The organism is Pseudomonas sp. Tav-5-1A, from assembly GCF_055755055.1.
On sequence record NZ_CM146901.1, the window covers coordinates 6,049,546 to 6,074,200 of the forward strand.

The 24,655-nt window shown below is 62.9% G+C and carries 24 protein-coding genes, 2 tRNA genes and 1 rRNA gene; 9 read left to right on the forward strand and 18 right to left on the reverse strand.

Annotation, left to right across the window (positions count from 1 at the left end):
- Positions 1 to 125 precede the first annotated feature (125 nt).
- The 4 genes from AC0J42_RS27965 to tyrS form a co-directional block, all read right to left on the reverse strand.
- Positions 126 to 201, reverse strand: a tRNA-Ala gene (locus tag AC0J42_RS27965).
- Positions 202 to 211: 10 nt separating this feature from the next.
- A tRNA-Ile gene (locus tag AC0J42_RS27970) sits at positions 212 to 288 on the reverse strand.
- A gap of 84 nt (positions 289 to 372) precedes the next feature.
- Positions 373 to 1,909, reverse strand: a 16S ribosomal RNA gene (locus AC0J42_RS27975).
- A 576-nt stretch (positions 1,910 to 2,485) separates the two neighbouring features.
- Complete coding sequence (gene tyrS, locus AC0J42_RS27980; protein ID WP_416427132.1) at positions 2,486 to 3,685, reverse strand: tyrosine--tRNA ligase; 1,200 nt, start codon at positions 3,683 to 3,685, stop codon at positions 2,486 to 2,488.
- Positions 3,686 to 3,897: 212 nt separating this feature from the next.
- Here tyrS and AC0J42_RS27985 point away from each other — a divergent pair, with 212 nt between their 5' ends.
- Together AC0J42_RS27985 and AC0J42_RS27990 are read left to right on the forward strand one after the other, a co-directional pair.
- Complete coding sequence (locus tag AC0J42_RS27985; protein WP_473004652.1) at positions 3,898 to 5,340, forward strand: OapA family protein; 1,443 nt, start codon at positions 3,898 to 3,900, stop codon at positions 5,338 to 5,340.
- Between the two features lie 3 nt (positions 5,341 to 5,343).
- Positions 5,344 to 6,435 (forward strand): anhydro-N-acetylmuramic acid kinase, encoded by a 1,092-nt coding sequence (locus tag AC0J42_RS27990; RefSeq protein WP_473004653.1) that lies wholly within the window; start codon positions 5,344 to 5,346, stop codon positions 6,433 to 6,435.
- Between the two features lie 58 nt (positions 6,436 to 6,493).
- On the opposite strand, the gene erpA is transcribed toward AC0J42_RS27990, so the two are convergent.
- Together erpA and argC are read right to left on the reverse strand one after the other, a co-directional pair.
- Positions 6,494 to 6,844, reverse strand: coding sequence for an iron-sulfur cluster insertion protein ErpA (gene erpA, locus AC0J42_RS27995; protein ID WP_416427135.1), 351 nt, complete (start codon positions 6,842 to 6,844; stop codon positions 6,494 to 6,496).
- A 102-nt stretch (positions 6,845 to 6,946) separates the two neighbouring features.
- Positions 6,947 to 7,981 (reverse strand): N-acetyl-gamma-glutamyl-phosphate reductase, encoded by a 1,035-nt coding sequence (argC, locus tag AC0J42_RS28000; RefSeq protein ID WP_416427136.1) that lies wholly within the window; start codon positions 7,979 to 7,981, stop codon positions 6,947 to 6,949.
- Positions 7,982 to 8,120: 139 nt separating this feature from the next.
- On the opposite strand from argC, the gene hemJ reads away from it, so the two are divergent.
- The 6 genes from hemJ to coq7 all read left to right on the forward strand — a co-directional run bounded on the left by hemJ (position 8,121) and on the right by coq7 (position 12,393).
- Positions 8,121 to 8,546, forward strand: coding sequence for a protoporphyrinogen oxidase HemJ (gene hemJ, locus AC0J42_RS28005; RefSeq protein WP_416427137.1), 426 nt, complete (start codon positions 8,121 to 8,123; stop codon positions 8,544 to 8,546).
- Positions 8,547 to 8,575: 29 nt separating this feature from the next.
- Positions 8,576 to 9,535, forward strand: coding sequence for an NAD(P)H-dependent flavin oxidoreductase (locus tag AC0J42_RS28010; protein ID WP_473004655.1), 960 nt, complete (start codon positions 8,576 to 8,578; stop codon positions 9,533 to 9,535).
- 33 nt (positions 9,536 to 9,568) lie between these two features.
- A complete protein-coding gene (locus AC0J42_RS28015) occupies positions 9,569 to 10,360 on the forward strand; it encodes a DUF805 domain-containing protein (protein WP_416427139.1) in 792 nt (263 codons plus the stop codon).
- 112 nt (positions 10,361 to 10,472) lie between these two features.
- A complete protein-coding gene (locus AC0J42_RS28020) occupies positions 10,473 to 11,246 on the forward strand; it encodes an SDR family NAD(P)-dependent oxidoreductase (protein ID WP_473004656.1) in 774 nt (257 codons plus the stop codon).
- Positions 11,247 to 11,291: 45 nt separating this feature from the next.
- Positions 11,292 to 11,630, forward strand: a complete 339-nt coding sequence (locus tag AC0J42_RS28025) for a histidine triad nucleotide-binding protein (RefSeq protein WP_027980374.1) — start codon at positions 11,292 to 11,294, stop codon at positions 11,628 to 11,630.
- A gap of 115 nt (positions 11,631 to 11,745) precedes the next feature.
- A complete protein-coding gene (coq7, locus tag AC0J42_RS28030; RefSeq protein WP_416427141.1) occupies positions 11,746 to 12,393 on the forward strand; it encodes a 2-polyprenyl-3-methyl-6-methoxy-1,4-benzoquinone monooxygenase in 648 nt (215 codons plus the stop codon).
- Between the two features lie 40 nt (positions 12,394 to 12,433).
- Here the strand turns inward: coq7 and AC0J42_RS28035 are convergent, their stop codons facing one another.
- Entirely contained in the window at positions 12,434 to 12,856 is a 423-nt protein-coding gene (locus AC0J42_RS28035) for an OsmC family protein (RefSeq protein ID WP_416427142.1), read from the reverse strand.
- Between the two features lie 209 nt (positions 12,857 to 13,065).
- Here AC0J42_RS28035 and crp point away from each other — a divergent pair, with 209 nt between their 5' ends.
- Entirely contained in the window at positions 13,066 to 13,704 is a 639-nt protein-coding gene (gene crp / locus AC0J42_RS28040; RefSeq protein ID WP_416427143.1) for a cAMP-activated global transcriptional regulator CRP, read from the forward strand.
- Here crp and AC0J42_RS28045 read toward each other — a convergent pair.
- The 11 genes from AC0J42_RS28045 to AC0J42_RS28095 all read right to left on the reverse strand — a co-directional run bounded on the left by AC0J42_RS28045 (position 13,701) and on the right by AC0J42_RS28095 (position 24,609).
- Positions 13,701 to 14,405 carry a lipoate--protein ligase family protein gene (locus AC0J42_RS28045; RefSeq protein WP_473004658.1) on the reverse strand — a complete coding sequence of 235 codons (705 nt, stop codon included), beginning with the start codon at positions 14,403 to 14,405 and terminating at the stop codon, positions 13,701 to 13,703. The genes crp and AC0J42_RS28045 overlap by 4 nt on opposite strands.
- A 103-nt stretch (positions 14,406 to 14,508) precedes the next feature.
- A complete protein-coding gene (gene trpC, locus AC0J42_RS28050) occupies positions 14,509 to 15,312 on the reverse strand; it encodes an indole-3-glycerol phosphate synthase TrpC (RefSeq protein ID WP_473004660.1) in 804 nt (267 codons plus the stop codon).
- On the reverse strand, positions 15,309 to 16,358 hold the full coding sequence (trpD, locus tag AC0J42_RS28055) for an anthranilate phosphoribosyltransferase (protein WP_473004661.1): 1,050 nt from the start codon (positions 16,356 to 16,358) through the stop codon (positions 15,309 to 15,311). The genes trpC and trpD overlap by 4 nt, the downstream gene beginning before the upstream one ends.
- Positions 16,359 to 16,367: 9 nt before the next feature.
- Positions 16,368 to 16,967 (reverse strand): aminodeoxychorismate/anthranilate synthase component II, encoded by a 600-nt coding sequence (locus AC0J42_RS28060; protein ID WP_416427147.1) that lies wholly within the window; start codon positions 16,965 to 16,967, stop codon positions 16,368 to 16,370.
- An 11-nt stretch (positions 16,968 to 16,978) separates the two neighbouring features.
- Positions 16,979 to 18,469, reverse strand: a complete 1,491-nt coding sequence (gene trpE, locus AC0J42_RS28065) for an anthranilate synthase component I (RefSeq protein WP_473004662.1) — start codon at positions 18,467 to 18,469, stop codon at positions 16,979 to 16,981.
- A gap of 72 nt (positions 18,470 to 18,541) precedes the next feature.
- Positions 18,542 to 19,357, reverse strand: a complete 816-nt coding sequence (locus AC0J42_RS28070) for a phosphoglycolate phosphatase (protein WP_416427149.1) — start codon at positions 19,355 to 19,357, stop codon at positions 18,542 to 18,544.
- Positions 19,354 to 20,028 carry a ribulose-phosphate 3-epimerase gene (gene rpe / locus AC0J42_RS28075; protein ID WP_416427150.1) on the reverse strand — a complete coding sequence of 225 codons (675 nt, stop codon included), beginning with the start codon at positions 20,026 to 20,028 and terminating at the stop codon, positions 19,354 to 19,356. Before rpe ends, AC0J42_RS28070 begins: the two co-directional genes overlap by 4 nt.
- A 152-nt stretch (positions 20,029 to 20,180) precedes the next feature.
- Positions 20,181 to 21,329 carry an iron-containing alcohol dehydrogenase gene (locus AC0J42_RS28080; protein WP_473004663.1) on the reverse strand — a complete coding sequence of 383 codons (1,149 nt, stop codon included), beginning with the start codon at positions 21,327 to 21,329 and terminating at the stop codon, positions 20,181 to 20,183.
- 92 nt (positions 21,330 to 21,421) lie between these two features.
- A complete protein-coding gene (locus AC0J42_RS28085) occupies positions 21,422 to 22,246 on the reverse strand; it encodes an ABC transporter permease (protein ID WP_416427152.1) in 825 nt (274 codons plus the stop codon).
- A 13-nt stretch (positions 22,247 to 22,259) separates the two neighbouring features.
- Positions 22,260 to 23,507: an ABC transporter permease gene (locus tag AC0J42_RS28090; RefSeq protein ID WP_416427153.1), complete on the reverse strand. Its 1,248-nt coding sequence runs from the start codon at positions 23,505 to 23,507 to the stop codon at positions 22,260 to 22,262.
- Between the two features lie 67 nt (positions 23,508 to 23,574).
- Entirely contained in the window at positions 23,575 to 24,609 is a 1,035-nt protein-coding gene (locus AC0J42_RS28095; RefSeq protein ID WP_416427154.1) for an ABC transporter substrate-binding protein, read from the reverse strand.
- Positions 24,610 to 24,655 lie beyond the last annotated feature (46 nt).

Here is a 24,655-nt window from a genome sequence, read left to right on the forward strand (position 1 = left end):
ACACCAGTGAAAGTGCTATCCAGTCTATCTTTCTATCACATACCCAAATTTTTAAAGAACGATTCTGATAAAGTTCAGAAATCAACATTCGATGCGAATGCTCATTTCTAAGCTTTGTCGGTAGGTGGTGGAGCCAAGCGGGATCGAACCGCTGACCTCCTGCGTGCAAGGCAGGCGCTCTCCCAGCTGAGCTATGGCCCCAACAAGAAACTGGTGGGTCTGGGCAGATTCGAACTGCCGACCTCACCCTTATCAGGGGTGCGCTCTAACCAACTGAGCTACAGACCCAGTTAAGAGCTGTTACCGATATCGTCTTCTTCAATGAATCAAGCAATTCGTGTGGGAGCTCATGATACAGCTGATGTCGTCGATTAAGGAGGTGATCCAGCCGCAGGTTCCCCTACGGCTACCTTGTTACGACTTCACCCCAGTCATGAATCACACCGTGGTAACCGTCCTCCCGAAGGTTAGACTAGCTACTTCTGGTGCAACCCACTCCCATGGTGTGACGGGCGGTGTGTACAAGGCCCGGGAACGTATTCACCGCGACATTCTGATTCGCGATTACTAGCGATTCCGACTTCACGCAGTCGAGTTGCAGACTGCGATCCGGACTACGATCGGTTTTGTGAGATTAGCTCCACCTCGCGGCTTGGCAACCCTCTGTACCGACCATTGTAGCACGTGTGTAGCCCAGGCCGTAAGGGCCATGATGACTTGACGTCATCCCCACCTTCCTCCGGTTTGTCACCGGCAGTCTCCTTAGAGTGCCCACCATAACGTGCTGGTAACTAAGGACAAGGGTTGCGCTCGTTACGGGACTTAACCCAACATCTCACGACACGAGCTGACGACAGCCATGCAGCACCTGTCTCAATGTTCCCGAAGGCACCAATCCATCTCTGGAAAGTTCATTGGATGTCAAGGCCTGGTAAGGTTCTTCGCGTTGCTTCGAATTAAACCACATGCTCCACCGCTTGTGCGGGCCCCCGTCAATTCATTTGAGTTTTAACCTTGCGGCCGTACTCCCCAGGCGGTCAACTTAATGCGTTAGCTGCGCCACTAAAGACTCAAGGTCCCCAACGGCTAGTTGACATCGTTTACGGCGTGGACTACCAGGGTATCTAATCCTGTTTGCTCCCCACGCTTTCGCACCTCAGTGTCAGTATCAGTCCAGGTAGTCGCCTTCGCCACTGGTGTTCCTTCCTATATCTACGCATTTCACCGCTACACAGGAAATTCCACTACCCTCTACCATACTCTAGCTTGCCAGTTTTGGATGCAGTTCCCAGGTTGAGCCCGGGGATTTCACATCCAACTTAACAAACCACCTACGCGCGCTTTACGCCCAGTAATTCCGATTAACGCTTGCACCCTCTGTATTACCGCGGCTGCTGGCACAGAGTTAGCCGGTGCTTATTCTGGCGGTAACGTCAAAACAGCAAGGTATTAGCTTACTGCCCTTCCTCCCACCTTAAAGTGCTTTACAATCCGAAGACCTTCTTCACACACGCGGCATGGCTGGATCAGGCTTTCGCCCATTGTCCAATATTCCCCACTGCTGCCTCCCGTAGGAGTCTGGACCGTGTCTCAGTTCCAGTGTGACTGATCATCCTCTCAGACCAGTTACGGATCGTCGCCTTGGTGAGCCATTACCTCACCAACTAGCTAATCCGACCTAGGCTCATCTGATAGCGCAAGGCCCGAAGGTCCCCTGCTTTCTCCCGTAGGACGTATGCGGTATTAGCGTTCCTTTCGAAACGTTGTCCCCCACTACCAGGCAGATTCCTAGGCATTACTCACCCGTCCGCCGCTGAATCGAAGAGCAAGCTCTTCTCATCCGCTCGACTTGCATGTGTTAGGCCTGCCGCCAGCGTTCAATCTGAGCCATGATCAAACTCTTCAGTTCAATACTGCAATCGGGTTTTGAGAAAACCCTATAAACTTGGCTCAGCAATCGTTGGTTACATCTTTGATTTCTCGCGGAGTAACTTATGATGCTGATAATCTTTTTGACTATCAGTCTGAGTCACAAGCACCCACACGAATTGCTTGATTCAATTGTTAAAGAGCGGTTGGTTGATTCTTTCGTCTCAACCGAGGCGCGCATTCTACGCTTTCCTCAGAGCCTGTCAAGCGTTTATTTTGAAGTTTTTCAGAGAATCTCTAACAACTTCAACCACTTGGCTCGCTTCGATCTCTCGTTAGCGGGAGGCGAATTCTACAGCAACTTGCGTTGCTGTCAACTGCCTTTTTCACCGCTTTCGACGTTGATATCGAAACCTTCCAGAATCGCTTACTTCGGTTAACTCGTTGAATTTCAAGGAGTTTTCCTTTTCGGTTGCGCCGGAAGTGGGGCGAATTATAGAGAGATCCAGGAGCGGGTCAAGCGTTTATTTCAGAAATGTTTCAGCGTGGCTTTCGAGGCCGCCGAAAAGCAAAAAGGCGGGCCTGCCGGCCCGCCTTCTATATAGCTACGCAGCAATCAGCCCTGCTTGAGGGTAATCCGCGCGAAAGCCTTCTTGCCGGCCTGGCAGACATGGGTCGCTCCCAGTGCAAAGACAAAACCACGGTCAACCACCTCACCATCGATACGCACACTACCCGCCGACAACAGATCGCGAGCAGCCGCCGAGTTCTTCACCAGGCCAGCCTGGTTGAGGATCGCGGCGATAGGCATGTCTTCACCACCCGTGAGCTCCACCTCTGGGAGATCTTCCGGCAGCTCGCCATCCTTCATGCGGTTGCCCGCACCACGGTGCGCGTTGGCAGCGGCTTCTTCGCCATGGAAACGCGCGACGATCTCTTCCGCCAGCTTGATCTTGATATCGCGCGGGTTGGCACCGGCCTCGACCTCGGCCTTGAAGGCATTGATCTCTTCCATGGAGCGGAAGCTCAGCAGCTCGAAGTAACGCCACATCAGCGCATCCGGGATGGACACCAGCTTGCTGTACATAACGCCCGGCGCTTCCTGGATGCCGACGTAGTTGCCCAGGGACTTGGACATCTTCTTCACGCCGTCCAGGCCTTCGAGCAGCGGCATGGTCACGATGTTCTGGGCTTCCTGGCCGTAGGCGCGCTGCAGCTCACGCCCCATCAGCAGGTTGAACTTCTGGTCGGTGCCGCCCAGCTCGACGTCTGCCTTCAGGGCAACCGAGTCGTAGCCCTGCACCAGCGGGTAGAGGAACTCGTGGATGGCGATGGACTGGTTGGACTTGTAGCGCTTGTCGAAGTCATCGCGCTCGAGCATCCGCGCCACGGTGTACTGGGACGACAGGCGAATGAAGTCCGCCGGGCTCATGGCGTCCATCCAGGTGGAGTTGAACGCCACCTCGGTCTTGGCCGGATCGAGGATCTTGAACACCTGGGCCTTGTAGGTCTCGGCGTTGGCTAGCACCTGCTCGCGAGTCAGCGGCGGGCGCGTGGCGCTCTTGCCGCTGGGGTCGCCGATCAGGCCGGTGAAATCCCCGATCAGGAAGATCACGTGGTGCCCCAGCTCCTGGAACTGGCGCAGCTTATTAATAAGCACCGTGTGGCCCAGGTGCAGGTCAGGCGCCGTCGGGTCGAAACCAGCCTTGATACGCAGCGGCTGCCCGCGCTTGAGCTTCTCGACCAGTTCAGCCTCGACCAACACCTCTTCCGCACCACGCTTGATCAGCGCTAGCTGCTCTTCAACCGACTTCATAACCTACCCGCAAGGCTTGGATTCAAATGGGGCCAACGATACAAGATCAGACACCAATTACAAGTTTTTGACTTGCGTGTGACCCCGGGGGCGGGTCGAGGCGTCTGCGAGCTTGCTTTGGCAAGGATTTGGTTATATTTTATACAGTTATTTCATCTTTATCATGTCATTCATCTTTTCCATTTCATCTTTTTTCAAAGTCAAAATTACCTATGACCAGCGAACCGCCTAAAGCGCCTCCGCTTTATCCGAAGAGCCACCTGCTGGCTGCAAGCGGCATCGCCGCCCTGCTCAGCCTAGCCATGCTGATATTTCCCTCCAGCGAAGTGGAAGCCAAGCGCAACTCCACGCCGCTGGAGCTGGAGACCCCAGCCGACCAGCTCAAGCAGGCGCAGAAAGACGCGCCAGCCACCGACCTTGGCGAAGAACAGGCCGCGCCAGCGCCCTTCGCGCATATAGACAACGAAGACGACCAGGACCAGGACACCGCACAAGACACCCCGGACAAGCCGGAACCGGTCGCCAGCGCCGCCGATGACGCCCCCAAGAAGGGCCCGAACCACCGCGAAGTCACCGTGCGCAAGGGCGACACCCTGTCCAAGCTGTTCGACGAAGCCGGCCTGCCCGCCTCCGCCGCCCAGGAAGTCATGGCCAGCGACAAACAGGCCAAGCAGTTCGCCCAGCTCAAGAACGGCCAGGTGCTGGAGTTCGAGATCGGCCCGGACGGCCAGCTCGCCAGCCTGCACACCAAGCTCAGCAACACCGAGACCATCCGCCTGGTGCGCGGCGCCAAGGGCTTCGCCTTCAACCGCGACGTGATCAAGCCCGTCATGCGCGAGGCCTACGCCCATGGCGTGATCAAGAACTCGCTGTCGCTGTCCGGCCAGCGCGCCGGCCTGTCGCACAACCAGGTCATGGACCTGGTGCGCATCTTCAACTACGACGTGGACTTCGCCCAGGATATCCGCCAGGGCGACGTGTTCGACGTGATGTACGAACAGAAGGTGCTGAACGGCAAGGTGATCGGCACCGGCAACATCCTCGCCGCGCGCTTCAGCAACCGTGGCAAGACCTACACCGCGGTGCGCTACACCAACAAGCAAGGCACCACCAACTACTACAGCGCCGAGGGCAACAGCCTGCGCAAGGCCTTCGTGCGCTCGCCGGTGGACTTCGCCCGTATCAGCTCGCGCTTCTCGGTGGGCCGCTTCCACCCCATCCTGAACAAGATCCGCGCGCACCAGGGCGTGGACTACGCCGCCCCGCGCGGCACGCCCATCAAGGCCACGGGCGACGGCAAGGTCGAACTGGCCGGGCGCCGTGGCGGCTACGGCAACACCGTGATCATCGAGCACGGCAAGACCTACAAGACGCTGTACGCGCACATGCAGGGCTTCGCCAAGGGCATCCACGCAGGCTCGGTAGTGAAACAGGGCCAGGTCATCGGCTACATCGGCACCACCGGCCTGTCCACCGGCCCGCACGTGCATTACGAGTTCCAGGTGAACGGCGTGCACGTCGACCCGCTGGGGCAGAAGCTGCCCATGGCCGACCCGATTGCGCGCAACGAGAAGAGCCGCTTCATGCAAATCTCGCAGCCGCTGATCGCCCACATGGACCAGGAGAAATCCACCATGGTCGCGAGCAAGAAGTAAGTCATGGCCCTTTATATCGGCGTGATGTCCGGCACCAGCCTCGATGGGCTGGATATTGCGCTGGTTGAGCAAGGCGCCAGCGTGCGCCTGCTGGCCAGCCGGTACCTGCCGATGCCCAGCGGGCTGCGCGGCGACCTGCTGGCCCTGTGCGCCAGCGGCCCGGACGAGATAGCCCGCGCCGCCCTGGCGGAGAACCAGTGGGCCACCCTGGCCGCCGAGGGCATCCATACCCTCTTGCAACAACAGCACCTCACCCCTGCGGATATCCGTGCCATCGGCAGCCACGGCCAGACCGTGCGTCACGAACCGGCACGCGGCTTCACCGTGCAGATCGGCAACCCGGCGCTGCTGGCCGAGTTGACCGGCATCACCACCGTCGGCGACTTCCGCCGCCGTGACGTGGCCGCCGGTGGCCAGGGCGCGCCGTTGGTGCCCGCCTTCCACGATGCCATCTTCGCCAGCCAGGGCCGGCACCTGGCCGTGCTCAACGTAGGTGGTTTCAGCAACCTGAGCCTGATCGAGGCCGACAAGCCGGTCAGCGGTTTCGACTGCGGCCCCGGCAACGTGTTGCTCGACGCCTGGATCAATGCCCGCCAGGGCCTGGACTACGACCGCGACGGCGCCTGGGCTGCCAGCGGCAGCGTACACCCGGCGCTGCTGGCCGAGCTGCTCAGCGACCCGTTCTTCGCCGGCACCGGCCCCAAGAGCACCGGCCGCGAGGTGTTCAACCTGCCCTGGCTGCAGGCACACCTGGCGAAGGTAAACGACGTGGCCGATGCCGACGTGCAGGCAACCCTGCTGGAGTTGACCGCCCGCACCATCGTCGACTCCCTACGCCACGCCCAGCCTCACACCGACGAGCTGCTGGTGTGCGGCGGCGGCGCCCACAACCGCGCGCTGATGCAACGCCTGGCGCAGCTGGTGCCCAACACCCGCGTCGACAGCACCGCTGGCCACGGCGTGGACCCGGACTGGGTGGAAGCCATGGCATTCGCCTGGCTGGCCCATTGCTGCCTGGAAGGCATCCCCACCAACCGCCCCAGCGTCACCGGCGCCCGTGGGTTGCGTGTGCTTGGGGCCATCTACCCCGCCTGAACGCCAGACAGCAAAACGCCGCGTATGAACGCGGCGTCTGGCCTTGCCCTGCAGGTGATCAGATCGAGAACGACTGACCGCAACCGCAAGTGGTAGAGGCATTAGGGTTGTTGATAACGAAACGCGAACCCTCCAGGCCTTCCTGGTAATCCACTTCAGCACCTGCCAGGTACTGGAAGCTCATTGGGTCGACCACCAGGCTCACGCCTTCGCGCTCGACAATGGTGTCATCCTCGGCCACATCTTCATCGAAGGTGAAGCCGTACTGGAAGCCCGAGCAACCGCCACCGGTCACGAAAACCCGCAGTTTCAGACGCTCATTGCCTTCTTCGTCGACCAGGCTCTTCACCTTGTGCGCAGCACCGTGGGTGAATTGCAAAGCCGTGGGTGTGAAGGATTCGACGCTCATGCTGACTCTCTCCCGGCGTAAGCCGCCATAAAACGTAATGGCGGCATTATCCGCTTCTCCTAGAAAAAGGGTCAACAATTGTGCGCTGACCGGCGTTGGGGCTTACGGCAGCATGCCGGCGTGGGACAGGCCCAGGCGCTCGTCGAGGCCGAAGAGGATGTTGAGGTTCTGCACGGCCTGGCCCGATGCGCCCTTGACCAGGTTGTCGATGACCGACAGCACCACCACCAGGTCACCGCCTTGTGGGCGATGCACGGCGATGCGGCAGACGTTGGCGCCACGCACGCTGCGGGTCTCCGGGTGGCTGCCGGCCGGCATGACGTCGACGAACGGTTCATCGGCATAACGCTTCTCGAACAGCGCCTGCAGGTCCACGGCCTTGTCCACCACGGTTGCGTAGAGGGTGGAATGGATACCGCGGATCATCGGCGTCAGGTGCGGCACGAAGGTCAGGCCCACGTCGCCACCGGCAGCGCGGCGCAGCCCCTGGGTGATTTCCGGCAGGTGACGGTGGCCCTTCACCGAGTAGGCCTTCATGCTTTCGCCGGCCTCGCAGAACAGCGAGCCCACGGCAGCGCCACGGCCAGCGCCGCTGACACCGGACTTGCAGTCGGCGATCAGGCGCGAGGCATCGGCCAGGCCAGCTTCCAGCAGCGGCAGGAAGCCCAGTTGGGTGGCGGTTGGGTAGCAGCCAGGCACGGCGATCAGGCGGGCGTTGCGGATCTGCTCGCGGTTCACTTCCGGCAGGCCGTACACGGCGTCCTTCAGCAGCTCAGGCGCGCCGTGGGGCTGGCCGTACCATTTGGCCCACTCTTCGGCGTCCTGCAGGCGGAAGTCTGCCGACAGGTCGATGACCTTGGTGCCCGCGGCCAGCAGCTCGCCCGCCAGGGAGTGCGCGACGCCGTGCGGGGTGGCGAAGAACACCACGTCGCAGGCGCCCAGGGTCTTGGTGTCCGGCACGCTGAAGGCCAGGCCATCGTAGTGGCCGCGCAGGTTGGGGTACATGTCCGCCACGGGCACACCCGCCTCGGAGCGCGAGGTGATGACGGCGACTTCCGCCTGCGGATGCGACGCCAACAGACGCAGCAGCTCGACCCCGGTGTAACCCGTGCCGCCGACAATACCGACCTTGACCATATACCTGCCCCTTTCAACGAACCGACTAGGAAACCGCTGATAATACGGGGCCAGAGCATCTGCTAACAACCGTTGAGGTGACGTGCGGCAGCCTGGGGCACTACTATCGGCGCTACCGTGAACCTGGAAACTTCAAAAAATGCTCTATCTATGGATCAAAGCCCTGCACATCATCAGCATGGTCTGCTGGTTTGCCGGCCTGTTCTACCTGCCGCGCCTGTTCGTCTACCACGCCAGCAGCGAGGATGAGCCCAGCAAGCAACGCTTCATGGTCATGGAGCGCAAGCTGTACCGCGGCATCATGGGCCCTTCGATGATCGCCACCCTGGTGTTCGGCGCCTGGCTGCTCTACCTGCTCCCCGGCTATTTGAGCCAGGGCTGGTTGCACGCCAAACTGACCTTCGTGTTCCTGCTGATTGGCTACCATCATATGTGCGGCGCCCAGGTGAAGCGCTTTGCCCGTGGCGAAAACACCCGCAGCCATGTCTTTTATCGCTGGTTCAACGAAGTTCCCGTGCTGTTTTTGCTGGCTATCGTAATTCTGGTGGTGGTGAAACCGTTCTAGGATCAACCCAACCCACAAGAGAACCCATCATGTCGCTGCCCCCATCGCTGGACCAACGCCTGCGCCTGCCCGTGGTGGCGGCACCGATGTTTCTCATCTCCAACCCGCAACTGGTGCTGGCCTGCTGCCGCAACGGCGTGGTCGGCAGCTTTCCCGCGCTGAACCAGCGTGACAGCGCCGGCTTCAAGGCCTGGCTGGTGGAAATCGAGGCCGGCCTGGCGGCGCTGGACAAGCCGGCGCCCTATGCCGTCAACCTCATCGTGCACAACAGCAACCCCCGCCTGGAAGCCGACCTGGCGATTTGCATCGAACACAAGGTGCCGATTGTCATCACCAGCCTGGGCGCGGTGAAGGAAGTGGTGGATGCCGTGCACAGTTATGGCGGCCTGGTCTTTCACGACGTCACTACCCGGCGCCACGCCGAGAAAGCCGCCCAGGCCGGCGTCGATGGCCTGATTGCCGTGGCCGCCGGCGCCGGTGGCCACGCCGGGACCTGGAGCCCGTTCGCGCTGGTGGCCGAGATTCGCCAGTTCTTCGACAAGACCCTGCTGCTGGCCGGCTGCATCAACCATGGCCGCGAGATTCTTGCCGCGCAGCTGTTGGGCGCCGACCTGGCGTACCTGGGCACGCGCTTTATCGCCTGTCAGGAAAGCCACGCACCCGCAGCCTATAAAGACATGCTGCTGGCAGCCCATGCCGCCGATATCATCCATACCCCTGCGGTGTCCGGGGTGCCGGCCAGTTTCATGCGCAAGAGCCTGGAAGATGCCGGTTTCGACCTGGCCACCCTCGCGGCTGCCGGTGCCCAGGCCAAGCTCAAGCCCATCGATGACGAGGCCAAGGCGTGGAAGACCATCTGGTCCGCCGGCCAGGGTGTCGGCGAGATCGACGATATACCCAGCGCCGATGAGCTGATCGAGCGCCTCGACAACGAATACCGCAAGGCGCTGGTACGGGCCTGCCGCTTGCCCGACCACTGGCCGCGCTGAACCGGCCGCCACTTTCACGACAAGGATGCCAGCATGACAACACTGTTCAAGATCGTCTTCGAAGGCAGCACGCTGCCGGGGGTCGCCCTGGAAACTGCCAAGGCCAACCTGGCCCAGCTGTTCCGTAGCGATCTGTTGGCCGTGGAAAAACTGTTCACCGGGCGCAAAGTGGCGCTCAAGCGCAACCTGTCCCAGGAGACCGCCGAGAAGTACCTGGATGCGTTGCACCGTGCCGGCGTGGAGGCACGTCTGGAGGAGGAAGCGCCGTTGGAGCTGAGCCTGGAAGAAATAGAGCCCAGCCCTGCCCCGCCACCGTTTTCACCCTATGCGCCGCCGCAGTCGGAGGTCGGGCCACCAATTGCCGTCTACGGGCCGCTGAAAGTCATGACCGTACAGGGGCGCATCGGCCGGGTGCGCTACCTGGGCTGGACCATGGCCTTGGTACTGGCTGCTTGCGCCGCCGCGCTGGTGTTCATTCTGCTCATGTCGATTTCCCGCTACCTGGGCATAGGCTTCGGTGCCATCGCCCTGGCCGCCTTCATGACCATCAACGTGCAGATCACCGTGCAGCGCCTGCACGACGCCGGCTGGAGCGGCTGGCTGTGGCTGTTGAATCTGGTACCGCTGGTAGGCAACTTCTTCCCCATCGTGATCATGGCGGTTCCCGGCAACCCGGGCACCAACCAATATGGCCCGCCGGCGCCGCCCAACACCAAGGCGGTGAAAGTGCTGGCCTGGCTGTGGGTGGCCTTCCTGGTCCTGATGTTTATCATTGGCCTGAAGGGCGGCTTCAATTCGCTCGCCCATCATGCGCAGGCCGTGTAAGGACTCGGCACAACTGCGCGGCGCACGGTAGACTAGCGCCCCTGAGTAGACGCCCCCGTGCGCCCCGCCTCATCGACGAGCCGGGGCCGGGGGCGTTCGTATGGAGATTTGCATGACCCGTTACGCCTTGATCACTGGCGCCTCCCGAGGGCTGGGCCTGGCGCTGGCCGAGGCCCTGGCCCGGCGCGGCCGCAACCTGATCCTGGTAGCCCGCCAGCGCGCCCCCCTGGAAGCGGTGGCCATCGAGCTGACCCAACGCTTCGGCGTGGAGGTGCTGTTCCGTGCCTGCGACTTGAGCGAACCCCTGCGCCTGTCCGGCCTGCTGATGGAGCTTGAGGAAAGCGGCCGCCATATCGATCTGCTGGTGAACTGCGCCGGGCTGCGCTCCTACGGGCATTTCCTGGCCCAGGACTGGATGCAGGAGCAGGACCTGATCGAGGTCAACATCCTCGCCCTGGCGCGCCTATGCCATGTGGTCGGCAACGCCATGGCGGTGCACGGCGGCGGGCAGATCCTCAACGTCGCCTCGCTTGCAGCTTTTCAGCCTGGCCCGTGGATGAGCAGCTACGCGGCCAGCAAGGCCTATGTGCTGAGTTTCTCCGAAGGGCTGCGCGAGGAACTGCGCCAGTCGGGGGTCAAAGTGTCGGTACTGTGCCCTGGCCCGGTGCGTTCATCGCAGCGGGTGATAGAACGCCTGAACAACAGCCAACGCGTGCTCAGCCCGGAGGAAGTGGCGCTGTTCACCGTGCGCGCCCTGGCCCGCAACCGCGCGGTGATCATCCCCGGTCGGCGCAACCGCCTGCTCACCTACGGCGCCCGCCTGGGCTCGCGCTGGCTGGTGCGCAAGATCGCCGGCGCCATCAACCTCGCCTACCGCCCACGTTGAGCATTGAGTACACTCGAGCCCGACGTCAAACATGGAGCAACCGTTGTGGATACTCTGTTCACCAAGATCATCAACAGAGAAATACCCGCGAAAATCATCTACGAGGATGACCAGGTACTGGCCTTCCACGATATCGCACCCCAGGCACCGGTTCATTTCCTGGTGATCCCGAAGAAGCCGATCCGCACCCTCAACGACCTCACCGAGGAAGACAAGGGCCTGGCCGGTCACATTCTGTTCACCGCCCAGCGCCTGGCCAAGGAACTGGGCTGCGAGGAAGGTTTCCGCGTGGTCATGAACTGCAATGAATTGGGCGGCCAGACGGTCTACCACATTCACATGCATGTGCTGGGGCAGCGCCAGATGCACTGGCCGCCGGGCTGATCGCCTTGTGGCCGCTGCCTCGGGCAGCGGCCACAGGATTGTGTTGACGTGCCGCAGGCTCTGGCACGGTATTTTGAGTTAAACTGCACCCCGTGATTCTATCCGGAGGTGCCCAATGGCTACCGAACGTCACTACTCCCCCCTCGACCGACTGCTGCTGCAGGCCGACACGGCCATGCGCACGCTGCTGCCTTTCAGCGGCCAGCCGTCGCGGCCGTCCCCGGCCATTGTCCAGCCGGACCCCAAGCTCAGTGATGACGAAACCCGCCATGTGGCCGGCCTGATGCGCATCAACCACACCGGTGAAGTGTGCGCGCAGGCGTTGTACCAGGGGCAGGCGCTGACCGCCAAGCTGCCGCAGGTGCGCAAGGCCATGGAACATGCCGCCGAGGAAGAAGTGGATCACCTGGCCTGGTGCGAGCAACGCATCCGCCAGTTGGGCAGCCACCCCAGCGTACTGAACCCGTTGTTCTACGGCATGTCGTTCGGCATAGGTGCCGTGGCCGGACTGATCAGCGACCGTGTCAGCCTGGGCTTCGTTGCTGCCACTGAACACCAGGTGTGCAAGCACCTGGATGAACACCTGGAACAACTGCCCGTGGAAGACGAGAAGTCACGCGCCATCCTCGAACAGATGCGCGTGGATGAAGAGCAGCACGCCGATTCGGCGCTGGACGCCGGCGGGTTCCGCTTCCCGGCGCCGGTCAGGTTCGGCATGAGCCTGGTGGCCAAGGTCATGACCAAGAGCACCTATCGCATCTGACCAGCCCTGTGGGGGCGGGCCCTGCCCGCTCCCACACGCTTCAACCCAGCTCGACGATCTCGTAGTCGTGGGTGATCTCCACCCCGGCACGGCCCAGCATGATCGAGGCCGAGCAGTACTTCTCAGCCGACAGTTCCACTGCCCGCTTAACCTGGGCTTCCTTCAGGCCGCGGCCCTTGACCACGAAATGCAGGTGGATCTTGGTGAATACCTTGGGGTCCTCGGTGGCACGCTCGGCTTCCAGGAAGGCTTCGCAGCTTTCCACCGGCTGACGCGACTTCTTCAGAATGCTGACCACGTCGAAATTGCTGCAGCCACCCAGGCCCAGCAACAGCATCTCCATGGGGCGCACGCCCAGGTTGCGACCGCCGCTCTCGGGCGGGCCGTCCATCACTACCACATGACCGCTGCCCGACTCGCCAAGAAACATGGCTTCGCCTGCCCACTGGATACGTGCCTTCATCACCAGGACTCCACTGTAAAAAAGGCCGCCAGCTTAGCACAGCAGTTTGCATAAGCCCTGTAGCCCAGCCGTTGCCTGCCGATAAGGTGGTTAGTAAATTGCCTGATACAAACTTGCGTGTCTGATAAGCTGGCGCCAAATCAATGGCGCTTACGCCAGCACTCCTTACCGTTCACTTGCCGTAGACAGTCTTGCCCCGGGATTCAGCCATGGTTGCGCTCACGCGTCCGATCCAGAACATCGATAAACTCTTGGCTCATTGCCAGCGCCGCCGCTATGGCGCCAAGAGCAATATCATCTGCGCCGGCGACCAGTCCGAAACCTTGTCCTACATCATCAAGGGCTCGGTGACGATTCTGATCGAGGACGACGACGGCCGCGAAATGATCATTGCCTACCTCAACGCCGGCGACTTCTTCGGCGAGCTGGGGCTGTTCGAGTCGCCCAACCACGGGCCGCTGCGCAGCGCCTGGGTACGGGCCAAGACCGAATGCGAAGTAGCGGAAATCAGCTACGGCAGGTTCCGCGAAGTGGCGGTGCAGCACCCCGATATCATGTTCGCCCTGGGTTGCCAGATGGCCCAGCGCCTGCGCGATACCACGCGCAAGGTCGGCGACCTTGCGTTCTTCGACGTCACGGGCCGGGTGGCGCGCTGCCTGCTGGAACTGTGCAAGCAACCCGACGCCATGACCCACCCGGACGGCATGCAGATCAAGATCACCCGCCAGGAAATCGGCCGTATCGTCGGTTGCTCGCGGGAAATGGTCGGGCGGGTACTCAAGGACCTCGAAGAGCGCAACCTGGTGAACGTGAAGGGCAAGACCATGGTGGTCTTCGGCACACGCTAGGGCTTGGCGCGAATTTCGGCCAGCAACCGGCCATAGACCTGGGCCAATTCGGCCAGCAGTTGCGGCGCCGGATAGTGTTCATGCAAGGCCACATGGCTCTGCGGGTCACAACGCTGGGGCAGGTCGCACGCCTGGTTGAAGCCATTCACCGCCGCCACCATCGACTCGCGCTGGTTGTCCATCAGCATCGCGCCGTGCACCAGCACTACCGGCCGCGTGCCGCTCAGGCCCTGGCGCCAGCGCTGCGCCGTGCCCACCCATTTGCGCCCACCGATGTTGACGTTGTAGCGACCATCGCAGAACGCCCCCGCCACCTCGCCCACCGACGCCTGCCCGCCCAACGCCGTGACGGCGTCGCACAGCGGCTGACACAGGCGCTGATAAGCGGTTTCGATGCGGTTTTGGTCGCCTTCGCTGCGCGGTGCCACGTACACCAGCGCGACATTGATGGTGGCCGGCGATTGCGGCACCGGCTCGCCGCCGGTTTCACGCAGCAGCACCGGCCAACCGGCTGCGGCCGATGCCGCGCAGGCGGCATCGAACGCCGGCAGGCGGTTCATGCGCCGGGGCATGACAAGGGTTTGATCAGTGGATTGCCAGAACAGCATGCCATCAGGCTGCTCGCCGCGGCAAACGGCGGCAAGCAGCTCCTGTTCGGCCTGCAGCCCCGCCTGGGTGTCGATTCGCAGAGGGTGTTGCATGAGACCTCCGTAGCAGCGGCCGCGAGGCCGCGTCATGGGCCGCGCGATACATGACATCGTCCTGGCACCCCGACGCGGCCTGGCGGCCGCTGCTACGGGCGGGTCAAGACTGGAAGAACAGCCGTTGCAGCTCTTCGCCAGGATGCTCGGCGCGCATGAACGCCTCGCCCACCAGGAACGAATACACCTCGTTGATTTCCATCAGCTCCACGTCGGCGCGGTTGAGGATGCCGCTTTCGGTCACCACCAGGCGCTCACGCGGGATCAGCGGCAGCAGGTCGAGGGTGTTTTCCAGGCTGACTTCGAAGTTGTGCAGGTTGCGGTTGTTCACCCCCAGCAACGGCGACTTCAGGTGCTTGAGCGCACGCTCCAGCTCCTCGGCGTTGTGCACTTCCACCAGCACATCCAGGCCAACACCAAAGGCGACGGACTCCAGTTCGGCCATCTTCGCGTCATCCAGCGCCGCGACGATCAGCAGGATGCAGTCGGCGCCCAGCGCGCGGGATTCGACGATCTGGTACGGGTCGACCATGAAATCCTTGCGGATCACCGGCAGGCTGCAGGCCGCACGGGCCTGCTGCAGGTAGGCGTCGGCGCCCTGGAAGTAATCGATGTCGGTGAGCACGGACAGGCAGGTAGCGCCGCCCTTCTCGTAGCTCTGGGCGATTTCGGCAGGCACGAAGTGCTCACGGATGACGCCCTTGCTCGGCGAGGCCTTCTTGATTTCGGCGATGACCGCCGGCTTCTTGGTCGCCGCCTGGTCGATCAACGCCTTGGCAAAGCCACGCGGTGCATCGGCGGCAGCGGCCAGGCGCTCCAGTTCGGCATAGCTGACACGCTGCAGGCGTTCGGTAACTTCCTGGGCCTTGCGCGCCAGAATCTTCTCCAGAACTGTCGGCACACTCATCCTTCATTCTCCTGCTTGAATACCGCGGTAAAGGCGCCCAGCTCGTCGAGCTTCTCGCGGGCCAGCCCGGTGTGCAGCGCATCGTGGGCCAGGGCCACGCCTTCCTTCAAGGAAGACGCGTGGTCGGCGGCATACAGGGCAGCGCCAGCGTTGAGTACGATCATTTCAGCGGCTTTCTGGCCGTTTTCGGTCTTGCGCCGGCCCAAGGCGTCGCGGATCAATTCCAGCGAAGCCTGCGGGCTTTCCACGGCCAGGCCGTGCAGGGTCTGGCTCTTTATACCGAGGTCTTCGGGTTCTACCCAATACTCGGTTATTTCGCCATTTTTCAGTTCGGCCACGAAGGTTGGCGCGGCCAGGCTGAACTCGTCCAGCCCGTCCTTGGAATGCACCACCAGCACATGCTTGCTGCCCAGGCGCTGCAGCACCTCGGCCAGCGGCCGGCACAGCGCCTGGCTGAACACGCCGACCACCTGGTGCTTGACGCCCGCCGGGTTGGTCAGCGGCCCGACCATGTTGAACAGGGTGCGCAGACCCAGGTCGCGGCGCGGCCCGGCGGCGTGCTTCATGGCGCCGTGGTGCGCCTGGGCGAACATGAAGCCGATGCCCACGCTGTCGATGCAACGCGCTACCTGCACCGGCGTGAGGTTCAGGTACACGCCGGCGGCTTCCAGCAGGTCGGCGCTGCCGCTCTTGCCGGACACTGCGCGGTTGCCGTGCTTGGCCACGGTGCAGCCGGCCGCCGAGATGACGAAGGCCGACGCCGTGGACACGTTGAAGATGTTGGCGCCGTCGCCGCCGGTGCCGACGATGTCGACCACGCCGTCGAGGGTCTTGAGTTCAACCTGGCCTGCCAGCTCGCGCATCACCGAGACGGCACCGACGATCTCGTCGATGCTCTCGCTCTTCATGCGCATGCCCATCAGGAAGGCACCGATCTGTGCGTCGGTGCATTGGCCGGTCATGATCTGGCGCATCACATCGCGCATCTCATCCGTGCTCAGGTCCAGCTGCCCGACGATGCGGTTCAGCGCGCTCTTGATATCCATGATGGTTCCTTAGCCCTGACGGCTGCCGCCGGTCTGCTTGAGAAAGTTGGCGAACAGCTCGTGGCCCTGCTCGGAAAGAATCGACTCGGGGTGGAACTGCACGCCCTCGACGTTCAGCGTCTTGTGGCGCAGGCCCATGATCTCGTCCACGGAGCCATCGGCGTTGGCGGTCCAGGCGGTCAGTTCCAGGCAGTCGGGCAGGGTTTCGCGCTTCACTACCAGCGAGTGATAGCGGGTCACGGTCAGCGGGTGGTTCAGGCCTTCGAACACGCCCTTGTCTTCGTGCACCAGCGGGCTGGTCTTGCCGTGCATGGCAACGCGGGCGCGCACCACGTCACCGCCAAAGGCCTGGCCGATGGACTGGTGGCCCAGGCACACGCCCAGGATCGGCAGCTTGCCAGCAAAGTGCAGGATGGCCTCGATGGAGATGCCCGCCTCGCTCGGCGTGCACGGCCCCGGGGAGACGACGATGCGCTCGGGGTTCATGGCCTCGATGTCGGCGATGGTCACCTCATCGTTGCGCACCACCTTCACGTCCGCGCCCAGCTCGCCCAGGTACTGCACGACGTTGTAGGTAAAAGAGTCGTAATTGTCGATCATCAGCAACATGGTCTGCTTCCTCAGGCGTCTTTCGGGGAGGTTTGTTCGGCCAGCGCTACAGCGCGGAACATCGCGCGGCGCTTGTTCAGGGTTTCCTCCCACTCCAGGGCCGGCACCGAGTCGGCGACGATACCGCCCCCGGCCTGCACATGCAGTTCACCGTTCTTGATCACTGCGGTACGGATCGCAATGGCGGTGTCCATGTTGCCGTTCCAGGCAAAGTAGCCAACCGCGCCGCCGTAGACGCCGCGCTTGACCGGTTCCAACTCGTCGATGATTTCCATGGCACGGATTTTCGGCGCACCGGACAGGGTGCCCGCCGGAAGAATCGCGCGCAGCGCGTCCATCGCAGTGAGGCCGCTCTTCAGCTGCCCGGTGACGTTGGAGACAATGTGCATGACGTTGGAATAGCGCTCGATGACCATCTTCTCGGTCAGTTTCACCGAGCCGATTTCCGAGACCCTGCCCGTGTCGTTGCGGCCCAGGTCGATCAGCATCAAGTGCTCGGCCAGTTCCTTGTCGTCGCTGAGCAGGTCCTTCTCCAGTGCCAGGTCAGCCTCGGCAGTGGCGCCGCGCGGACGGGTACCCGCGATCGGGCGCACGGTGATCTCGTTGTCTTCCACCCGCACCAGCACTTCCGGCGAACTGCCCACCACGTGGAAGTCGCCAAAGTTGAAGAAGTACATGTAGGGCGTGGGGTTGAAGCAACGCAGTGCCCGGTACAGGTCGATGGGCGCGGCCTTGAAGTCGATGGACATGCGCTGGGACGGCACTACCTGCATGCAGTCGCCGGCGAGGATGTATTCCTTGATGGTGTCGACGGCGCGCTCGTAGTCACCTTGGGTGAAGCTTGAGCGGAACACCGGATCCGCGGCAGGCGGACGATCCAGCTCCAGCCCGCGACGCGGGGTGATCGGCTGGCGCAGTTTTTCCATCAGCTCATCCAACTGCGCCTGGCCTTGCTCGTAGGCCTCGGCCTGGGCCGGGTCGGCCAGCACGATGGCGTGCATCTTGCCGGCCAGGTTGTCGAACACCACCACGGCGTCGGAGACCATCAGCAGGATGTCAGGCACGCCGATCGGATCGGGGTTGGGGCACTTGCCCAGGCGCTTCTCGACGTAGCGCACGCAGTCGTAGCCGAAGTAACCCACCAGGCCGCCGTTGAAGCGCGGCAGGCCGGGGATGGTTGGCACGTTGTAGCGGGCCTTGAAGATCTCGACGAAATCCAGCGGGTCCTCGACATGGTCGTGGCGCTCCACTTCGATGCCGTCGCGGGTAATGATCACCTGATGGTCATGCACCCGCAGCACGGTGCGGCACGGCAGGCCGATGATGGAATAGCGGCCCCATTTCTCGCCGCCCTGCACCGACTCCAGCAGGTAGGAGTTGGGCGCATCGGCCAGTTTCAGGTAGATCGACAGCGGGGTGTCGAAGTCAGCCAGGGTTTCGCGGGCAAGCGGAATGCGGTTGTAGCCGGCAGCGGCCAAGCGCAGGAATTCTTCGCGGATCATGATCAGCCTCGTGGCATGAGGGACAAAACGGTCAGGTATGCAAACGCGCCGGCAGGGCCGGCCAGGTAAAAGTCAGGCGCGCCAACGCCAACGGGCCAGGGCCTTGATGACTTTCATCCAGAGTTTGCGAGTGACCACCACGATGGAATCTCTGCGAGGGGTAGGTGTGATATCCCCCAACGTTATCTCAGCTGTGGGATCTAAGCAACTGATCAGGCCCCGCAGGTTGTCAACAACCATTGCCGGGGACTCTTCGGCAATGGGCCTGCCGTGGTTGTAGCCATAGCTCAGGGCCACGCAGGCCACGCCCGCGGCCTTGGCCGCCAGCACGTCGCTGCGCGAATCACCGACGAACAGGGCATCGGCAGGTTTCACCCCGGCCATCTTCATCACGAACAGCAGCGCCGCTGGGTCGGGCTTCTGCTGGGGCAAGGTGTCGCCGCCGATGATCCACTTGAAGAAGCGCCCCAGTTTCAGCTCGTCGAGCAGCGGCGCCACGAACTGTTCCGGCTTGTTGGTGATCAGCGCCATCTTCACGCCGCGCTTCTGCAGCCATTTCAGGCTCTCGCGCACGCCGGGGTAGACCTTGGTCAGCGCGTGGCTGCCGGCATAGGCGTCCATGAACAGCGCCAGCGCCTGGTCGGTGTCGGCCTCGCCTATGGCGGCGTGGTCCATGCCGCCAGCCAGGCCACGGCGCACCAGCACCCGGGCGCCGTTGCCGACGTAGGTGCGGGCGGCGTCGAGGCCGGCCGGCGCGCGGCCGAGCTTGAGCAGCGTGGTGTCCAGGGCGGCGGCCAGGTCGGGGACCGAATCGATCAGGGTACCGTCCAGATCGAACATCACCAGGCGTGGCAGCTTGCCCGGGAACAGCTGCTCGAAGCCGCTCATGGGCGTGCCAGGGCCAGTTCGGCGCGCATCTTGTCGATGACTTCCTTGTAGTTCGGCGCGTTGAAGATCGCCGAACCGGCCACGAAGGTGTCGGCGCCGGCGGCGGCGATCTCGCGGATGTTGTTGACGTTCACGCCGCCGTCGATTTCCAGGCGGATGTCACGGCCACTGGCGTCGATCAGGGCGCGCGCCTCGCGCAGCTTGTCGAGGGTGCCAGGAATGAACTTCTGCCCGCCGAAGCCTGGGTTCACGCTCATCAGCAGGACCATGTCGACCTTGTCCATCACGTACTTGAGCACGTCCAGCGGCGTGGCCGGGTTGAACACCAGGCCGGCCTTGCAGCCGCTGTCGTGGATCAGTTGCAGGGAACGATCGACGTGCAGGGTGGCTTCGGGGTGGAAGGTGATGAAGCTGGCGCCGGCCTCGGCGAAGTCGCCGATGATGCGGTCGACCGGGCTGACCATCAGGTGCGCGTCGATGGGCGCGGTGATGCCGTACTTGCGCAGCGCGGCGCAGACCATCGGGCCGATGGTCAGGTTGGGCACGTAGTGGTTGTCCATGACATCGAAGTGAACGATGTCGGCGCCAGCGGCCAGGACATTGTCGACTTCCTCGCCCAGACGGGCGAAATCTGCGGAGAGAATGGACGGAGCAATTGCAAAGGGCTGCATGACGCACCTTTCTGGGCTGGAATCACGGTGGCGCGCATTGTACATCAGCTTGTAGGGATGGGGGCGCCAAGGTCGACCACCAACCCCGTAGCAGCTGCCGAAGGCTGCGTCCGGGCCCTGGACGCGGCCTGCGGCCGCTGCTACGGGGGTTGTCAATAGGCGCTGCGGTAGATCTGCTCGATATCCCTGGTGCTGAGCTTGCGCGGGTTGTTGCGCATCAGCCGGTCGATGCCACTGGCCTCCCGCGCCATGTCGGGGATGGCTGCCTCGGGCACGCCGAAGCTGCGCAGGCCCTTGGGTATTTCCACCGCCGCGCACAGCTCGGCCATGGCCCGCACCGCAGCGTCGGCGGCTTCCTGGTCGGACAAGCGCGCCACCTGCAGCCCCATGGCCACGGCAATATCGCGAAACCGTTCCAGGCAGGCGAGTTTGTTCCAGGCCATGACATACGGCAGCAACAACGCGTTGCTTATCCCATGGGCGATGTTGAACTGCCCGCCCAGGGGGTACGCCAGGGCATGCACCGCCCCTACCCCGGCGTTGCCGAACGCCATGCCGGCCATCAGGCTGGCGGTGGCCATGTCCTCGCGAGCCTGCAGGTTGGCCGGGTTGGCGTAGGCCTTGGGCAGGGCGCGCACGATCAGGCGGATGGCGCCCAGCGCCAGCGAATCGGTGATGGGCGAGGCGTTCACCGAGATATACGACTCGATGGCATGCACCAGCGCATCGACGCCACTGGCGGCGGTAACCCCGCGCGGGCAGGTCAGGGTCATCTGCGGGCTGACCAGCGCCACGTCGGGCAGCAGGTAATCGCTGACGATGCCTTTCTTCAGGTGCGCGGCCTTGTCGGAGAGAATTGCCACGTTGGTCACTTCCGAACCCGTGCCGGCCGTGGTCGGAATGGCGATCAGCGGTGGCCCCTTGCGCGGCACCAGGCCCACGCCGAACAGGGCCTCCAGCGGACCGTCGTGGCCGGCATAGGCGGCCACGCTCTTGGCGATGTCGATGGCACTGCCGCCGCCCACGCCAATCAGGCCGTCATGGCCGCCCTCGCGGTAGGCCTGCATGCAGTCCTCGACGATGGCTATTTCCGGCTCCGGGCGCACGCGGTCGAACACGCCATGGCGGCGGCCGCCCAGTTGCGCCAGCGCCAGGGCGACAGTGCCGGACTCCACCAGGATGGCATCGGTGACAATCAGCGGGTTATGCACGTTCAGGCGGGTCAGTTCGCCATCCAGTTGCTCGATGGCGGCAGCGCCGGTGAGCAGTTTGCTGGCGATCTTGAAAGCGGAGAGGGTCATGAATACGGCCTTTTTTCCAGACAAGGGCTGTATTCAGACTAGCCGGGGTAGCCGGCCAACGAAGGATCATTGGCCGGCGTGATGACAATCGATCAGGCCTGGGCAGTACGCAGTTTCTCGCTGCGGCCGCGCAGCCATTCCAGGGTCAGCAACAGCACCACGGAGAAGGCGATCAGCAAGGTAGCCGCTGCGGCAATGGTAGGGCTGAGGTTCTCACGGATGCCGCTGAACATCTGCCGGGGCAAGGTGGCCTGTTCCGGGCCGGCCAGGAACAGCGTCACCACCACCTCGTCGAACGAGGTAGCGAAGGCAAACAACGCACCACTGATCACCCCGGGAGCGATCAACGGCAGGGTCACCCGGCGAAACGCGGTCAACGGCGAGGCGCCCAGGCTGGCCGCGGCGCGCACCAGGTTGTGGTTGAAGCCCTGCAGGGTCGCCGACACCGTGATAATCACAAACGGCACGCCCAGCACCGCGTGCACCAGAATCAGCGAAGTGAAGCTGTTGCCCAGCCCCAGCGGCGCGAAGAACAGGTAGCTGGCGACGCCGATGATCACCACCGGCACCACCATGGGCGAGATCACCAGGGCCATCACCAGCGACTTGCCGGGGAAATCCCCACGGGTCAGGCCGATGGCCGCCAGGGTGCCGAAGACCATGGCCAGCACGGTGGCGGCCGGGGCGACGATGATGCTGTTCTGCAGGGCGCGCATCCATTCGGGCGAGGCGAAGAAGTCCTGGTACCAGTGCAGGGAAAAGCCCTGCAACGGGTACACCAGGAAGCTGCCGGCGTTGAACGACAGCGGGATGATCACCAGCACCGGCAGAATCAGAAACAGCAGGATCAAGCCGCAGAGAATACGCAGGCTGTAGAACCACACCCGCTCCACGGGGGACATGTAAGGGCTCAGCATTTTCCTATTCTCCTCAGCTCAGGCGCAGGCGGCTGGCGCCCACCAGCTTGCTGTACACCAGGTACAGCAACACGGTGGCCAGCAACAGCAGGCCGCCCAGCGCGGTGGCCATGCCCCAGTTGATGCTGGTGTTGGTGTAGAAGGCCACGAAATAGCTGACCATCTGGTCGTTGGGGCTGCCCAGCAGCGCCGGGGTGATGTAGTAGCCGATGGCCAGGATGAACACCAGCAGGCAGCCAGCGCCCACGCCTGCGTAGGTCTGCGGGAAATACACGCGCCAGAAGCTGGCGAACGGATGGCAACCCAGCGAGATCGCCGCCCGCATGTAGGTGGGCGAGATGCCCTTCATCACGCTGTAGATCGGCAGGATCATGAACGGCAGCAAAATGTGCACCATGGAGATGTACACGCCGGTGCGGTTGAACACCAGTTCCAGCGGCTTGTCGATGACGCCCATGGCCATCAGCGCGCTGTTGATCAGGCCGCCGGACTGCAGCAGCACGATCCAGGCCGCCACGCGCACCAGGATCGAGGTCCAGAACGGCAGCAGCACCATGATCATCAACAGGTTGCTCTGGCGTGCCGGCAAGTTGGCCAGCAGGTAGGCCAGCGGGTACGCCAGCAGCAGGCAGATGACGGTGATCACCAGGCCCATCCAGAAGGTGCGGGCGAAAATATCCAGGTAGATGGCCTGGTCCGGGGTGGCCGGGGCCACTTCGCCGAGGTCGTCGATACGGTGGTCGACGGCCGCCAGCAGGTAATAGGGGGTGACGTTGCTGGTGTTGCGGCGGATGGCCTGCCAGTACGCAGGGTCGCCCCAGCGCTCGTCAAGGCTTTCCAGCGCATCCTTGTAAGAAGCCGGCGCGGGGGTCAACGGCAACGCCCGGGCGGTTTTCGACAGCAGGCTGCGGTAGCCGGCCAGTTCCATGTTCAGGCGCTTGGACAGGTCGCCCAGGGTCTGATTCTTGCGCGCGTCCACCAGGTCATCGCTCAAGGCCTTGAACACCGCCTCGTCGGGCAGGCTCTTGCCATCCCAGGCCTTCACCGCCACGACGGTACGCGGCAGGCCCTCGACCACTTCCGGGTTGCCGACGCTCTTGTACAACAGCACCGCAATCGGCACCAGGAACACCAGCAGCAGGAACAGCACCAACGGTGCTATCAGCGCCTGGGCCTTGAGACGGTTGAAGCGTTCGGCCCGGGCCAGGCGCTGTTTCAGGTTAGGGCTGGCGACCTCTTTGAGGGGCACTGCAAGGGCCATGGTCAACTCCGCGAATCTTTTGAACTGAAGGCGCGCCACCCACCGGTGGCGCGCCGCCTGCTTGGGCTTACTTGGCAGCCCAGGCGTTGAAGCGCTGTTCCAGTTGCTCACCGTTGTCAGCCCAGAAGCCCACGTCGATCTGCACCTGGTTGGCGATGTTCTCCGGGGTGGTGGGCATGTCCTTCAGGATGCCTTTGTCCAGCAGCGGCACTGCCTGGCTGTTGGCCGGGCCGTAGGCGATGTTCTCGGAGTAGATCTTCTGCTGCTCGGGCTTGACCGTGTAGGCGATGAACTTGCGTGCCTCGTCGGCATTCTTCGCGCCCTTGGGGATGGCCCAGGCGTCGAAGTCGTAGACGCCGCCGTTCCACACCACTTTCAGGTTGCTCTCTTTCTGTACCGCGGCGATGCGGCCGTTGTAGGCCGAGCTCATGACCACGTCACCCGAGGCCAGGTACTGCGGCGGCTGGGCGCCGGCTTCCCACCACTGGATGCTGGGCTTGAGTTCGTCGAGCTTCTTGAAGGCGCGGTCCTGGCCTTCCTTGGTGCCCAGCACCTTGTACACATCCTTGGGCGCCACGCCGTCGGCCATCAGGGCGAATTCCAGGGTGTACTTGGCGCCCTTGCGCAGGCCGCGCTTGCCCGGGAATTTCTTCACGTCCCAGAAATCGGCCCAGCTGGTAGGCGCGGTCTTGAGCTTGTCGGCGTTGTAGGCCAGCACCGTGGACCACACGAAGAAGCCCACGCCGCAGGGCTGGATGGCGCCTTTCACGTAATCCGATTCCTTGCCGAACAGCGCCGGGTCGAGCTGTTCGAACATGCCTTCGTCACAGCCACGCGCCAGCTCCGGCGACTCCACTTCCACCAGGTCCCAGGACACGCTCTTGGTGTCGACCATGGCTTTGACCTTGGCCATCTCGCCGTTGTACTCACCGGCGACGATCTTGCCCTGCCCGGATTTTTCCCACGGCTGGTAGAAGGCTTTCTCCTGGGCGGCCTTATTGGCGCCACCGAACGAAATCACGGTCAGGTCGGCCGCCGCCATGGCCTGGCCCGCGCCCATCAGGCCCAGGGCCAGGGCGGTGAACTGCAAGTGCTTGAGCATGTGTTGTTCTCTCCACAGGGTTAGTGTTGCTTCGGGCGATTGGGCT